The following is a 13123-nucleotide window of genomic DNA, read 5'->3' on the forward strand; positions in this document are numbered from 1 at the left end:
AAAAAGGAGAATCGCCATGCCCAACGGCGCCCAAGCCCTGATGAAAACCCTGGCCGATGCCGGCATCGAAGTCTGCTTCAGCAACCCGGGCACGAGCGAAATGCACTTCGTTGCCGCACTCGACAGCGAGCCGCGCATGCGCGCCGTGCTGACGCTGTTCGAGGGTGTGGCCACCGGCGCTGCCGATGGCTATGCGCGCATGGCCGACAAACCGGCCGCCACCCTGCTGCATCTGGGCTGCGGCCTGGGCAATGGCCTGGCCAACCTGCACAACGCACGCAAGGGCAAGGTCCCCGTCGTCAACATCGTCGGCGATCATGCGACCTACCACACCCGCTACGATGCCCAGCTGCAATCGGATATCGAGACCGTGGCGCGCAACGTCTCTGCGGATTTCGTGCGCACCTCCGCCAGCACCGCGCAGCTGTGCCAGGACGCGGTGGACGCCATCGCCGCCGCGCACGGCTATCCGGGGCGGGTCGCCACGCTGATCCTGCCGGCGGACGTCTCCTGGGGAGACGGCGGCGCCCCCTGCCCGCCGCCACCGGCGCCATCGGCCGAATGCGCCGACGATGCCAGCGTGGCGGCCATCGCCGAGGCGATCCGCTCGGGCCGCAAGGCCGCGCTCCTGCTGGGCGGGCGCGCGCTGCGCGAGGCGGACCTGCGGGCTGCCGCGCGTATTGCTGCGCATTGCGGCGTCAGGCTGCTGGCCGAGGTCTTCCCCACCCGCCTGCAGCGCGGGGCCGGCCTGCCGGCGGTCGAACGCATCGCCTACATGGCGGAAATGGCCGGGGTGCAACTGGGGCAGATCGAGGAACTGATCCTGGTGGACGCCAAGGCGCCGGTGTCCTTCTTCGCCTATCCGGGCAAGCAGAGCGACCTGCTGCCCGCCGGCTGCAAGCTGCATGTCCTGGCCAGCCCGGCCGAGGACACCACCGCCAGCCTGGAAAAGCTCTGCGCCGCACTCGGCGCGGAGCAGACTCAACCCGCGCTGCAACCGGCCCAGCGGCCCAACCGCCCGCGCGGCAAGCTCACGGCCGCCAAGGTGTGCAAGGCCGTGGGCCATCTGCTGCCGGAGAACGCGATCCTGGTCGACGAAGCCATCACCTCGGGGCTGATGCTGTCGGCCCTGACCGCCGGCGCACCCAGGCACGATCTGCTCACCCTCACTGGCGGCGCCATCGGCCAGGGGCTGCCCAACGCCGTCGGCGCGGCCATCGCCTGCCCCGAGCGCCCGGTGCTGGCGCTGATCGGCGACGGCTCCGCGATGTACACCCTCCAGGCGCTCTGGACCATGGCCCGGGAACAGCTCGATGTCACCTCGATCATCTTCAACAACGCGTCCTACTCGGTGCTCAATGTCGAACTGGAACGGGTCGGGGCCGAAGAGGTCGGGCCGAAGGCCAGGTCGCAACTGGACCTCACCGGCCCGGTGCTGAACTTTTCCCGCCTGGCCCAGGGCATGGGCGTTCACGCCGTTCGCGTGGAGACTGCCGAGGAACTGCTACGGGCCATGGAATACGCACTGGCCAACCCGGGCCCGCATTTGATCGAGGCGATGGTTCCACAAGCCCTGAATGGCGCCAAACGCAGGCTGCTGCCCTGGCTGCTGCGCGCCCTGCCCAACCTCCCCCCGTCTCTGGCCAGCGCCGTGAAGCGGAAAATCGCCCCCTGAGCGACAACGAGACCGCAGCAACGAACGTCCTGCGGTCTCGCGGAACGCCGTCGGGGCGGCAGCAGAGAGCTGCTCCAGTATTGGAAGGCCTGGACAACCGGATCGGGTCATCAGGTGGATGGAAGGATACCGGGACAACGGCCGTCCCCGCCTCGAGATCGAGGCGATGGTCCGGCAGGAATCCGATGAACTTTTCTGTCACGCGCACGAAAAAACAGGGGCATATAGCCCCTGCTTTTTCATTCCGGATATTCTCGAAGAACATCCGTACGCGATTTGGAGCGGGAAACGAGACTCGAACTCGCGACCCCGACCTTGGCAAGGTCGTGCTCTACCAACTGAGCTATTCCCGCAAATAGTGGCGTCCCCTAGGGGACTCGAACCCCTGTTACCGCCGTGAAAGGGCGGTGTCCTAGGCCACTAGACGAAGGGGACGCTGCCCGGAAACTACAGCTTTCTTCCGGCTTCCAGCGTTTCGTTTGGTGCTTCACGCTGCAAGTGGCGCGCATTCTATGGAGGCCTCCGGTAGTCGTCAAGCGTTGATTCGAAAAAAATTTCTCGCACGATAAGCAGCGGCAGGCAAAGCTATCGGCCGAGCGGTCGAGCCACTACACTCGGGCCAAAAGCCAGCGGCTCGATGAGGTACAACGCGTGTCTCCACTCATGATCACAGGATTGATCCTGGCCGGCATGTTCCTTCTGGTCATCATCGTCTACACCATCCAGGTCGTCGAAAAGAACAATCTCGAAAAGGCCCGCAAACGCGCCGACCTCAGTGATCGCTGTCGACGCTGCGGCGATCTGTCCGACAGCCTTCCCGGACAGATGATGACACCTGCCCTCAAGCTGCTGCTCACGCGGCTCGAACTGAGCCTGAGCGAGCGCCTGCTATCGCTCGAGAAGGGTAACGACAAACTGGCCGCGCGCATCCAGGCCTTACGGAGCGAGGTGGCCAAGGGCGAGGCGATCGAAGTGCCCAATCCGCCGCGCCAGATTCTTACCGAAGCGCAGGCCAAGGAAGCCCGTTTCATGCTGGAGGATCTGCATGCGCAGATCGTCCGCGCCACCAAGGACGGCCAGCTGCAGCAGGCTGAAGCCAAGCACTGGGTACAGGATATCCAGCGCATGCTGGCGATACTGCATATCGAATTCTTCACCAGCCTCGGCAGGCAGGCACTGCAGCAGAACCTCCCACAACGTGCGCGCCTGGCCTTCGAGCGCGGCATCCAGCACATCCGCAAGCAGCCGACCCCCGCGAACTATCAGGCGCAGTTGAAGCAACTGCAGGCCTTGCTGGAACATGCCAATACGCTGGTGCTGAAGAATGAGCAACCGCAGGTCGAAGCGCCCAGCGAGCTGGCCGAAGGCATGAAGACCTTCGATGACGACGATCTGTGGAAAAAGAAAAACGTCTATTGAACGCACCGAGGCCGCTTGCCCTTCGATGCACCCCACCTGTCCCGGCGGAGAACAACAATGAGCCTGACCGTTTATGGCGTGCCCCTTTCCCCCTTCGTGCGCAAGGTACGCCTGTGCCTGCTCGAGAAGGGCCTCGAATACCAGCTCGAAACCGTCATGCCGTTCACGCCACCCGAGTGGTATCTGCAACTGAACCCACTCGGCCGCATACCAGCCCTGCGGGACGGCGACTTCACCCTGGCCGACTCCAGCGTGATCTGCCAGTACCTGGAAGAAAGCTATGGCGATACGCCGATGCTGTACGGGAAAGACGCCCAGGAACGCGGACGGATCCGCTGGCTGGAGAAATACGCGGACTACGAGCTGGCGCCGCTGACCACCTTCACCGTCTTCCGCAACCGCATACTCAAGCCCACCTCGGGCCAGCCATGCAACGAGGAAGCCGTGCGCATGGCGCTGCAGGAAAAGCTGCCGGCGCACTTCGATTACCTGGAGCGCCAGCTGGGCCAGCATGAATTCTTCGTCGGGCACGCGCTGTCCCTGGCGGACGTCGCCATCGCCAGCCAGTTGGTCAACATGGCGCATGGCGGCGAACAGCTCGACGCCCAGCGCTGGCCCGCGCTGGCAGCCCATTACCAGCGCATGACGGCACGCCCCTCGGTCGCCAGCCTGCTGCCGGGGGAACAGCGGATGACTGCCAAGCTGAAGGAAATGGGCAAGGCCGCCACTGCCTGAACAATGGCGTGTCCGGCAGGCCTGGGCCTGCATCGCCGCGAGGGCGCGCCTGCAAGCGCGGTGTGCACCGGTTGGCTTTTGTGGGCTCGCCCTGGGGCCATGCTTTTTTGGCGGCCGAAGGCATCACCCTCGACGGCCATGGCGTTCAGCGGCGCGCCTCGAGCAGGCGCTTGCCGACCCACTGGCGGGCATACTGGTAGGCACAGCGGCCGTTGCGATTGCCGCGGCCGGTGGCCCAGCGAATGGCGTCCTTTTCCAGTTCCTCGTCCCAGTTCCACTCCAGCCCGGCGCGCTGCGCCAGCGACGCGATCCAGTGGCGCACCACGCTGAGGTAGTGCTGCTGGCTGAAGGGATAGAACGACAACCACAGCCCGAAACGGTCCGACAGGGCAATCTTGTCCTCCACGGCCTCGTTCGGATGCAGCTCGCCGTCGACCATCTGCCAATTCTCGTTGTCGCTCTGGCGCTCCGGCACCAAGTGCCGGCGGTTCGAGGTGGCGTACAGCAGCACGTTTTCCGGCGCACGTTCCAGGGAGCCATCGAGCACGCTCTTGAGCACCCGGTAGTCACCCTCCCCCGCCTCGAACGACAGGTCGTCGCAGAACAGCACGAAGGCCTGCGGCAGGCCGATCAGCTGTTCGACCACCCGCGGCAGGTCGGCCAGGTGGTCGCGCTCGATCTCGATCAGCCGCAGCCCGGACGGGGCATATTCGGCCAGCAGCGCGCGAATCAGCGATGACTTGCCGGTGCCACGAGCCCCCCACAGCAAGGTGTGGTTGGCTGGCAGGCCGTCGACGAACTGGCGGGTATTGGCGGCCAGCAGGTCGCGCTGACGGTCGACGCCGATCAGGTCGTCCAGGCTCAGGTCGAGACTGACCTCCAGCGGCGACAGGTATCCCGAGCGCGCATCGCGCTGCCAGCGCGCAGCCAGGGTCCTCTCCCAAGCGATGGCCGGATGCTGCTCCGGCAGCAACGGCTCGATACGCGCCAGCAGACCCTCGGCACGCTGCAGAAAGGCTTTCAGCTCGACATCCATGAACAACTCCAGATACGAAGAAAAGCCCGGCAAGCGCCGGGCGTGAATCGAGGCAAATGTAATGGGACTACCGTCCCGGGGCAACGCAACAGGCGGGCCAGGCCGAACTCATAACAGGGCTTCGATCTCGGCCGCAAGCGCCTGCGGCGCCGTGCGGGAGGAATAGCGCTTCACCGTGCGGCCCTGATCGGCGATGAGGAACTTGGTGAAGTTCCACTTGATCGCCTTGCTGCCGAGCAATCCGGGCGCACGCTTCTTCAGCTCGACGAACAGCGGGTGCGCATCCCCGCCGTTGACCTCGACCTTGGCGAACAATGGAAAGCTGACGCCGAAGCGGCGTTCACAGAACGCGGCGATCTGCGCTTCAGTGTCCGGCTCCTGCTTGCCGAACTGGTTGCAGGGAAAACCGAGCACTGCCAGCCCACGCTCGCCATAACGTTGCCACAGTTCCTCCAGCCCCTTGTACTGAGGCGTGAAGCCACACTGGCTGGCGGTATTGACCACCAGCAGCACCGTGGCTCGGTAGTCGGCGAGGGTCTTGCGCTCGCCATCGATGGTGACGCAGGGGATATCGAAAAGCGGATCGTGCATGCACGGCTCCTTGCCGCGAAGGTCAGGCCTCGCGCGGCACCAGATTGAGAGAGGCCGAATTGATGCAGTAGCGCAATCCGGTCGGCCGGGGACCATCGGGGAATACATGTCCCAGATGCGCATCGCAGCGCGCACACCTGATCTCGATACGGTGCATGCCATGGCTGAAATCGTCCAGGCTGGCGATCGCCGTGTCGCTGACCGGCTGGAAATAGCTGGGCCAGCCGCAGCCGGAATCGAACTTGGCGTCCGAGTCGAACAGCGGCGCATTGCAGCAGGCGCAATGGTAGATGCCCGGAGTCTTGGTGTCGTTGTACTTGCCGCTGAAGGGGCGCTCGGTGGCACCGAGCCTGCAGATCTGAAATTGCTCGTCGGACAGCTCCTCGCGCCAGACGTCGAGCGGTTTTTCCAGCTTGTCCATCGATACACCTCCTATCAAAAAGGCTATGTCTGCGTTAGCAGTTGCCAAGCGGTTCCGCGAAGGCTGGGCCGGGTCCAGCCCAGGTCGAACGCCGTTGGTGGGCTGAAGCCCACCCTACGGGCCACCCCAACACTTGACACAGACAGGGCCATCAAAAAAGGCCGATCTGTACCTTTTCCGGTGGTCGGGCCGCACGTATCATGCGTCCCTCTTCGACGCCTAGTCTGGCAGCGGGGTTTCCGACTGCCAAGGCGCCCGGGTTCATGCCAGGCGCGGCCAGCCACTTCCGGAACTGGCGCGCTTTCACTTCGGGACACTCAGGATCATGCAGGTCAGTAAATCGAACAAGCTCGCCAATGTCTGCTACGACATCCGCGGGCCGGTGCTGCGGCACGCCAAACGCCTGGAAGAGGAAGGCCATCGCATCCTCAAGCTGAACATCGGCAACCCGGCACCGTTCGGTTTCGAAGCCCCGGAGGAAATCCTCCAGGACGTGATCCGCAACCTCCCGACCGCCCAGGGCTACAGCGACTCGAAAGGCCTGTTCAGCGCCCGCAAGGCGATCATGCAGTACTACCAGCAGAAGCAGGTGGAAGGTGTCGGCATCGAGGACATCTACCTCGGCAACGGCGTGTCCGAGCTGATCGTCATGTCCATGCAGGCGTTGCTCAACAACGGCGACGAGGTGCTGATCCCGGCGCCGGACTATCCGCTGTGGACCGCCGCGGTGAGCCTGGCCGGCGGAAAACCGGTGCACTACCTGTGCGACGAGCAGGCCAACTGGTGGCCGGACCTGGCCGACATCAAGGCCAAGATCACGCCGAACACCAAGGCGCTGGTGCTGATCAACCCGAACAACCCCACCGGCGCGGTCTATCCGAAGGAAGTGCTGGAGGGCATGGTCGAGCTGGCGCGCCAGCACAGGCTGGTGCTGTTCTCCGACGAGATCTACGACAAGATCCTCTACGACGACGCCGTGCACGTTTCCACCGCCTCGCTGGCGCCGGACGTGCTTTGCCTGACCTTCAACGGCCTGTCCAAATCCTATCGCGTCGCCGGCTTCCGTTCCGGCTGGGTGGCGATTTCCGGTCCCAAGCAGAAGGCGCAGAGCTACATCGAAGGCCTGGACATCCTCGCCAACATGCGCCTGTGCGCCAACGTACCGGCGCAGCACGCGATCCAGACCGCGCTGGGCGGCTACCAGAGCATCAACGACCTGGTGCTGCCGCCGGGTCGCCTGCTCGAGCAGCGCAACCGCACCTGGGAGCTGCTCAACGACATTCCCGGCATCAGCTGCGTCAAACCGATGGGCGCGCTGTATGCGTTCCCGCGGATCGATCCGAAGATCTGCCCGATCCACAACGACGAGAAATTCGTGCTCGACCTGCTGCTGGCCGAGAAACTGCTGATCGTTCAGGGCACGGCCTTCAACTGGCCCTGGCCGGATCACTTCCGCGTGGTCACCCTGCCGCGCGTCGACGACCTGGAGCAGGCCATCGGCCGCATCGGCAACTTCGTCAAGACGTACCATCAATAACCGATGGATCTGCAGATCGATGATTTCTACAAGGATGCGGCGGGCGGCCTGCTGATGCTCTATCAGGCCTTCCCGCGCAAAATCGCGCTGTACGTCGAGGATCTCATCGGCCATGAGCAGCCGGACGAATTCGGCCTGCCCAGCAAGCGCCACCAGAGCTGTCTGGGCGCCCTGCTATGGCTGGCCGAGGAAGGCTATCTGCGCTTCGAAAGCACCATCCAGTTCCAGGCACTGGACCAAGCGGTACTCAGCGAAAAAGGCTTCCTGCGCCTGACCCGCGGCGTGCCCGGACATGCCACCGGCGACCAGAATCTGCCGCCCAGCGTCCGGCGCATCCATGCCAGCCTCGCCCACCAGCTTCGCGAGGCGCTGAAGGGCGGTCACGGCGAGCACATCGCCCGACTGACCCGGCTGCTGTTCGAGAACGAGTCGGGCGCCGCCTTGCACGGCAGCCTGGCCGGACAGGCGACATAGCTTGAAATAGTCGCTCGGTTGAATAGCTCAAGGGCGAGCCTTATATAGCCTATCGTTCTTCAATTCCTACCCTGGAGTCTGCCGCAACATGATGCGCATTTTCTTGTTCCTGGCCACCAACCTTGCGGTACTGGTCATCGCCAGCATCACCCTCAAGCTGCTCGGGGTCGACCGCTACACCGGCCAGAATTACGGCAGCCTGCTGGTCTTCTGTGCGGTTTTCGGCTTCGCCGGCTCGCTGATTTCGCTGTTCATCTCCAAATGGATGGCGAAGATGAGCACCCGTACCGAGATCATCAGCCAGCCACGTACCCGTCACGAACAGTGGCTGTTGCAGACCGTCGAGCAGCTATCGCGCGATGCCGGCATCAAGATGCCCGAAGTCGGCATCTTCCCCGCCTACGAAGCCAACGCCTTCGCCACCGGCTGGAACCGCAACGATGCCCTGGTCGCCGTCAGCCAGGGGCTGCTGGAACGTTTCTCGCCGGATGAAGTGAAGGCGGTCCTGGCCCACGAGATCGGCCACGTGGCCAATGGCGACATGGTCACCCTGGCGCTGATCCAGGGCGTGGTGAACACCTTCGTGATGTTCTTCGCACGAATCTTCGGCAACTTCGTCGACAAGGCGATCCTCAAGAACGAAGAAGGCCACGGCATCGGCTACTTCGTCGCGACCATCTTCGCCGAGCTGGTACTGGGCATCCTCGCCAGCATCGTCGTCATGTGGTTCTCGCGCAAACGCGAATACCGCGCCGACGAAGCCGGCGCCCAGCTGGCCGGCACCAGCGCCATGATCGGCGCCCTGCAGCGCCTGCGCGCCGAGCAGGGCCTGCCGGTGCACATGCCCGACAGCCTCAAGGCGTTCGGCATCAACGGCTCGCTGAAGCACGGCCTGGCCGGGCTGTTCATGACCCACCCGCCGCTGGAAGACCGCATCGAGGCGCTGCGCCAGCGCGGCTAAACGCGATACCGACGTACCAGGGGCGACGCGAGTCGCCCTTTTCGTTCGTCTATGCTGTCAACTTTCCGCATACAAGGAATCGCCATGCGCCGACTCATGTTCGCCTGCTGCGCCCTGCTCGCCCTCGGCGGCTGCCAGAGCGCCTATTACTCGGCGATGGAAAAAGCCGGCATCCACAAGCGCGACATTCTCGTCGACCGCGTCGAGGACGCCCGCGACGCCCAGCAGGAGGCCAAGGAGCAGTTCAAGGACGCCCTGGAGCGTTATCGCAGCGTCGTCGAGGTACGGGGCGGCGACCTGGAGAAGCGCTACGACGCGCTCAATCGCGAATACGAAGCCAGCGTGGCAAGCGCCCGCAACGTGCGGACCCGCATCGAAGCGGTGGAAGACGTCGCCGACGCCCTGCTCAAGGAATGGGAAGGCGAACTCAAGCAGTACAGCAACGCCGGCCTGAAGGCCGCCAGCGCCAAGGAACTCAGCCGCACCCGCGCCGAGTACCGTACCCTACTGCAACGCATGAAGGCCGCTGAACAGCGTATCGAGCCAGTACTCAGCGTATTGCGCGATCAGGTCCTGTTTCTCAAGCACAACCTCAACGCCCGCGCCATCGGCGCACTGCACGGTGAATACCGCTCGCTGCAGAGCAACGTCGACCAACTGGTGGCCGACATGCAGCGCGCCATCGACGAGGCGGACGCCTTCATCCGACGCCTGCAGGCGGAAGGTTGATCGGTTTACCCACGTAGCACGTAGGGTAGGTTGGGTTGAGCGAAGCGAAGCCCAACGAGCGATACGTGAGGTCATCGCGCGGCCTGGGCTTCGATGAGACGTTGGGCTTCGCCGCTGAGCGGCTCAACCCAACCTACCCCGCCGCAGCCGGTAGAACCGCTCCTCCAGCCGCTGCAATCCCCGCTCGCGCATCTTCGGGTTGCGCTCCAGGACTTCCTTGGCCTCGAGCTGCTCCACCCGCCAGTCGAGTGCATACAGCGCCTTCACTTCGGCCTCGCCAACGGCAAAGGGCGGCCCGTCCATCTGCTGCTGATCGTAATCCAGGGTCACCAGCAGTTGCTGGCAGCCAACCGGCAGGATCGCTGACAGGTGCGCCGCATAGCGCTGGCGCATCGGCGGCGGTAGCGCGATCAAGGCGGCGCGGTCGTAGACGCCCAGGCAGGCGGCAACGTCGGCGGCGCCGAGCGCGAAGAAATCGCCGCAACGGATTTCCAATTTGCCCGAGCGATAGACCCGGAAAGCTCCGGCCTGGGAAATCTCCGCCTCGAGCTGCTGCTCGGCGAAGAACGCTTCGACCGCCTTCTCGCTCAACTCCACGCCCAGCACGTTGAAGCCTTGGCCTGCGAGCCAGGCGAGATCCAGGCTCTTGCCGCACAGCGGCACCAGCACCCCAGCTCCCTCCGGGAGTCCCAGCCGCGGCCAGTGACGGCGCAGCCCGGGATGGACCTGTTCGAGATGAAAACCGATTTCGTTGCGGGCCCAACGCCCCTGCCAGAAGCCTGCATCCACTTTGGATTCTCCATCGCCGTGATGGCGGCAGCTTAGCAGAGCATCGCCTCATCCAGACACGCTCAGCCGGCGTAGAGCGAAGCCTCCACATCCATCCCGGCATCGCGCATCTGCGCCAGCTTGTAGCGCAGCGTGCGCGCGCTGATGCCCAGGCGGTCGGCGGTCTCCTTGCGCCGGCCGCGCTCGGCGCGCAGGGTATCGATGATCAGCTGGAACTCGCGACGACGCAGGTCATCGCCCAGCACCCCACCCGCTTCGGCCACCGGCAAGGCTGGCGTCGCCATCGTCCGCGCTGGCGGCGCTGGCGTGGCCGGCATGCTCGCCAGGCCGACCGACGCACCCAGGCAAAGGTCGTGCGGCTGGATCTGGCCGCCCTGCTGGAGAATCAGCGCCCGCTGGATGGCATTGTCCAGCTCGCGCACGTTGCCCGGCCAGGCGTGATCCAGCAGGCAGCGTTGCGCCTCGGGCGAAAACCGCGGCGGAATCTGGCGCATCTTCCTGGCGTGGCTGGCAAGCATGCGTTCGGCCAGCGGCAGGATATCGGCCGGACGCTGACGCAACGGCGGCCAGGCCAGGGGGAAGACGGAAAGGCGATAAAACAGATCCTCGCGGAAACGCCCGGCCGCCACCTCCTCGGCAAGATCGCGATTGGTGGTGGCCAGCACGCGGATATCCAGCGCGATCGGTTTGCGCGCACCGACCCGCTCCACTTCCCGCTCCTGCAGCACGCGCAGCAGCTTGGCCTGCAAGGCCAGCGGCATCTCGGATATCTCGTCGAGCAGCAACGTGCCGCCGTCGGCCAGCTCGAACTTGCCCGGCTGGCTGGCAATGGCACCGGTGAACGCGCCCTTCTCGTGGCCGAACAGCGTCGCCTCCAGCATGTTGTCCGGAATCGCGGCGCAGTTGATGGCGATGAACGGCTTGCCGGCTCGCGGCGACTGCTGGTGGATGTAGCACGCCAGCACTTCCTTGCCGGTACCCGACTCGCCGGAAATCAGCACCGTCGAGTCGCTCTGCGCAACCCGCGCGGCAAGGCTCAGCAATTGCTGGCTGGCCGGCTCGCAAGCCACCGGCCCCTCCAGTTCGCCGGCACCGAGGCGGCCATTGACATGCAGGGCCAGCAGTTCGAGCAGGGTTTTCGGCTCGAACGGCTTGACCAGATAATCCGCTGCCCCCTGGCGCATCGCGTCGACGGCCCTGGCCACGGCGCCGTAAGCCGTCATCAGCAGCACCGGCAACTGCGGATGGCGCTGCCGGATCAGGCCCAGCAGCTCGTGGCCGTCCATGCCGGGCATGTTCACATCGCTGATGACCAGGTCGAACGGTTCCTCCTGCAAGGCGATCAGCGCCGCCTCGGCGCAATCGACGGCACGGTGGTCATAGCCCCCCAATTGCAGGGTGTCGCCGAGGGCCTCGCGCAGCGCGCGGTCATCTTCGACCAGCAGAATCTTGGCGGTCATACGGGTCACTCCGGCTTCCGCTCGACGGCGATCAGTGGCAGCGTCAGCAAGGCACAGGTTCCGCGCCCCGGACGCGAGCGCAACTGCAATTCGCCCCGATGGGCCCTTGCGACCGCCTTGACCACCGCCAGCCCGAGCCCGGTGCCGGTGGTCTTGGTGGTGAAGAACGGCTCGCCGAGACGCGCCAGCGTGGCGCCATCGATGCCGTGGCCGTTGTCGCTGACGCACAGCCGCAGCATGGAACCGCGGCGATAGGCATGGACCTTCATGCGCAGCTCGCTGCCAGCGGCCTGCAGCGCGTTTTCGACCAGATTCAGCAGAGCACCGACCAGCGTGTCACGATTGCAGAGCAGCTCGGTGCCATGTACGTCGCACTGCCAGCGCAACCCCACGCCTCGCAACCGTGGCTCTGCCGCGGCCCGCAGCGCCGTCAGCAGCGCCGATGGGCTCACGCGATCGTCCAGCGGCAGGTCGCCGCGGGCGAAGATCAGCATGTCGCGCACCTGGTGCTCCAGCTCGTGCAGGCGATCCTTCAGCCGGCCGGCGAAGCGTTGCTGCTGCTCGCCGCTGAGACCGCCCTCCTCCAGGTGACTGGCATAGAGCAGCGCGGTCGATAGTGGCGTGCGGATCTGGTGGGCAAGGGAAGCCACCATGCGCCCGAGCGAGGACAAGCGCTCGTGGCGCGCCAACTGGTCCTGCAAACGCCGTGTTTCGGTGAGGTCGGTCAGCAGTACCAGTTGGCCGGGCTCGCCGCTGAGCGAGCGCGTGGCGATCGACAGGCGGCGGCCGTTGCGCAACGAGATTTCGTGACCGTCGTCCTTGCGCGGCGCGAAGCTGCGGGCGATGACGTCACGCCACAGCGCACCCTCCAGAGGCTCGCCGAGCAGCTCCAGCGCCACCGGATTGGCCTCGCGCACCACCCCATGCCCGTCGATCACGATGACCCCTCCCGGTAGCAGGTCCAGCACGTTCTGCAAGCGTAGAGCCAGCCTCTCCTTTTCCTCGAGTTCCCGCCGGCGCTGCGCGCTGGCCTCGGCGAGCTGCCCCTTGAGTTCGACGACACGCGCCTGCAGAAGCCCCTGGGACTCGCCCAGTTGCCCGGACATCTGGCGAAACAGCTCGAGGGACTGGGTCAGCTCGTGCGCGCGGGCTAGCTCGAGCGGGTCTGCGGATCGGCTGGTGACGGAATTCACTGTCTCACTCGCGCCTGTCAAAAGATGGTCGGTCGAGTGAGCGGAGCAATCTTCGTGCCGCCGACAAGGGAGATGAAACCGGGCGGAAGCCGGCGCGACCCAC

At 65.1% G+C, this 13123-nt stretch carries 13 protein-coding genes and 2 tRNA genes; 7 read left to right on the top strand and 8 right to left on the bottom strand.

What is annotated here, in order from left to right:
* Positions 1-16 precede the first annotated feature (16 nt).
* Positions 17-1675 carry an acetolactate synthase large subunit gene (locus tag IN820_RS00945; RefSeq protein ID WP_193679172.1) on the top strand — a complete coding sequence of 553 codons (1659 nt, stop codon included), beginning with the start codon at positions 17-19 and terminating at the stop codon, positions 1673-1675.
* A gap of 277 nt (positions 1676-1952) precedes the next feature.
* On the opposite strand, the gene IN820_RS00950 is transcribed toward IN820_RS00945, so the two are convergent.
* Both IN820_RS00950 and IN820_RS00955 read right to left on the bottom strand, forming a co-directional pair.
* A tRNA-Gly gene (locus tag IN820_RS00950) sits at positions 1953-2028 on the bottom strand.
* A gap of 6 nt (positions 2029-2034) precedes the next feature.
* A tRNA-Glu gene (locus IN820_RS00955) sits at positions 2035-2110 on the bottom strand.
* Between the two features lie 216 nt (positions 2111-2326).
* Between IN820_RS00955 and IN820_RS00960 the strand changes: the two genes are divergently transcribed.
* Complete coding sequence (locus IN820_RS00960) at positions 2327-3094, top strand: hypothetical protein (RefSeq protein ID WP_408005177.1); 768 nt, start codon at positions 2327-2329, stop codon at positions 3092-3094.
* 57 nt (positions 3095-3151) lie between these two features.
* Positions 3152-3829 carry a glutathione S-transferase family protein gene (locus IN820_RS00965; RefSeq protein WP_193679173.1) on the top strand — a complete coding sequence of 226 codons (678 nt, stop codon included), beginning with the start codon at positions 3152-3154 and terminating at the stop codon, positions 3827-3829.
* Between the two features lie 145 nt (positions 3830-3974).
* Here IN820_RS00965 and IN820_RS00970 read toward each other — a convergent pair whose 3' ends face one another.
* The 3 genes from IN820_RS00970 to msrB all read right to left on the bottom strand — a co-directional run bounded on the left by IN820_RS00970 (position 3975) and on the right by msrB (position 5877).
* Entirely contained in the window at positions 3975-4865 is an 891-nt protein-coding gene (locus tag IN820_RS00970; RefSeq protein ID WP_193679174.1) for an ATP-binding protein, read from the bottom strand.
* Between the two features lie 108 nt (positions 4866-4973).
* On the bottom strand, positions 4974-5456 hold the full coding sequence (locus IN820_RS00975; RefSeq protein ID WP_193679175.1) for a glutathione peroxidase: 483 nt from the start codon (positions 5454-5456) through the stop codon (positions 4974-4976).
* Positions 5457-5478: 22 nt separating this feature from the next.
* Positions 5479-5877, bottom strand: coding sequence for a peptide-methionine (R)-S-oxide reductase MsrB (msrB, locus tag IN820_RS00980; RefSeq protein WP_193679176.1), 399 nt, complete (start codon positions 5875-5877; stop codon positions 5479-5481).
* Between the two features lie 325 nt (positions 5878-6202).
* On the opposite strand from msrB, the gene IN820_RS00985 reads away from it, so the two are divergent.
* From IN820_RS00985 to IN820_RS01000, 4 genes are all read left to right on the top strand, one after another.
* Positions 6203-7414 carry a pyridoxal phosphate-dependent aminotransferase gene (locus tag IN820_RS00985; protein ID WP_193679177.1) on the top strand — a complete coding sequence of 404 codons (1212 nt, stop codon included), beginning with the start codon at positions 6203-6205 and terminating at the stop codon, positions 7412-7414.
* Positions 7415-7417: 3 nt separating this feature from the next.
* Complete coding sequence (locus tag IN820_RS00990) at positions 7418-7888, top strand: hypothetical protein (RefSeq protein ID WP_193679178.1); 471 nt, start codon at positions 7418-7420, stop codon at positions 7886-7888.
* An 88-nt stretch (positions 7889-7976) separates the two neighbouring features.
* Positions 7977-8849: a protease HtpX gene (gene htpX, locus IN820_RS00995; protein WP_193679179.1), complete on the top strand. Its 873-nt coding sequence runs from the start codon at positions 7977-7979 to the stop codon at positions 8847-8849.
* An 84-nt stretch (positions 8850-8933) separates the two neighbouring features.
* Complete coding sequence (locus IN820_RS01000) at positions 8934-9578, top strand: DUF2959 domain-containing protein (protein WP_193679180.1); 645 nt, start codon at positions 8934-8936, stop codon at positions 9576-9578.
* A 123-nt stretch (positions 9579-9701) separates the two neighbouring features.
* Here IN820_RS01000 and IN820_RS01005 read toward each other — a convergent pair whose 3' ends face one another.
* The 3 genes from IN820_RS01005 to IN820_RS01015 form a co-directional block, all read right to left on the bottom strand.
* Complete coding sequence (locus tag IN820_RS01005) at positions 9702-10367, bottom strand: thiopurine S-methyltransferase (protein WP_193679181.1); 666 nt, start codon at positions 10365-10367, stop codon at positions 9702-9704.
* A 62-nt stretch (positions 10368-10429) separates the two neighbouring features.
* A complete protein-coding gene (locus IN820_RS01010; RefSeq protein ID WP_193679182.1) occupies positions 10430-11827 on the bottom strand; it encodes a sigma-54-dependent transcriptional regulator in 1398 nt (465 codons plus the stop codon).
* Positions 11828-11832: 5 nt separating this feature from the next.
* Positions 11833-13020: a sensor histidine kinase gene (locus IN820_RS01015; RefSeq protein WP_408005178.1), complete on the bottom strand. Its 1188-nt coding sequence runs from the start codon at positions 13018-13020 to the stop codon at positions 11833-11835.
* Positions 13021-13123: the final 103 nt, after the last annotated feature.

This window comes from Pseudomonas lopnurensis, from assembly GCF_015070855.1.
Taxonomy (GTDB): domain Bacteria; phylum Pseudomonadota; class Gammaproteobacteria; order Pseudomonadales; family Pseudomonadaceae; genus Stutzerimonas; species Stutzerimonas lopnurensis.

Excerpts from the sequence above, each read along its gene's own strand:
- IN820_RS00945 (WP_193679172.1), top strand. The coding sequence starts at position 17 with ATGCCCAACGGCGCCCAAGCCCTGATGAAAACCCTGGCCGATGCCGGC.
- IN820_RS00965 (WP_193679173.1), top strand. The coding sequence starts at position 3,152 with ATGAGCCTGACCGTTTATGGCGTGCCCCTTTCCCCCTTCGTGCGCAAG.
- IN820_RS00970 (WP_193679174.1), bottom strand. The coding sequence starts at position 4,865 with ATGGATGTCGAGCTGAAAGCCTTTCTGCAGCGTGCCGAGGGTCTGCTG.
- IN820_RS00975 (WP_193679175.1), bottom strand. The coding sequence starts at position 5,456 with ATGCACGATCCGCTTTTCGATATCCCCTGCGTCACCATCGATGGCGAG.
- msrB (WP_193679176.1), bottom strand. The coding sequence starts at position 5,877 with ATGGACAAGCTGGAAAAACCGCTCGACGTCTGGCGCGAGGAGCTGTCC.
- IN820_RS00985 (WP_193679177.1), top strand. The coding sequence starts at position 6,203 with ATGCAGGTCAGTAAATCGAACAAGCTCGCCAATGTCTGCTACGACATC.
- IN820_RS00990 (WP_193679178.1), top strand. The coding sequence starts at position 7,418 with ATGGATCTGCAGATCGATGATTTCTACAAGGATGCGGCGGGCGGCCTG.
- htpX (WP_193679179.1), top strand. The coding sequence starts at position 7,977 with ATGATGCGCATTTTCTTGTTCCTGGCCACCAACCTTGCGGTACTGGTC.
- IN820_RS01000 (WP_193679180.1), top strand. The coding sequence starts at position 8,934 with ATGCGCCGACTCATGTTCGCCTGCTGCGCCCTGCTCGCCCTCGGCGGC.
- IN820_RS01010 (WP_193679182.1), bottom strand. The coding sequence starts at position 11,827 with ATGACCGCCAAGATTCTGCTGGTCGAAGATGACCGCGCGCTGCGCGAG.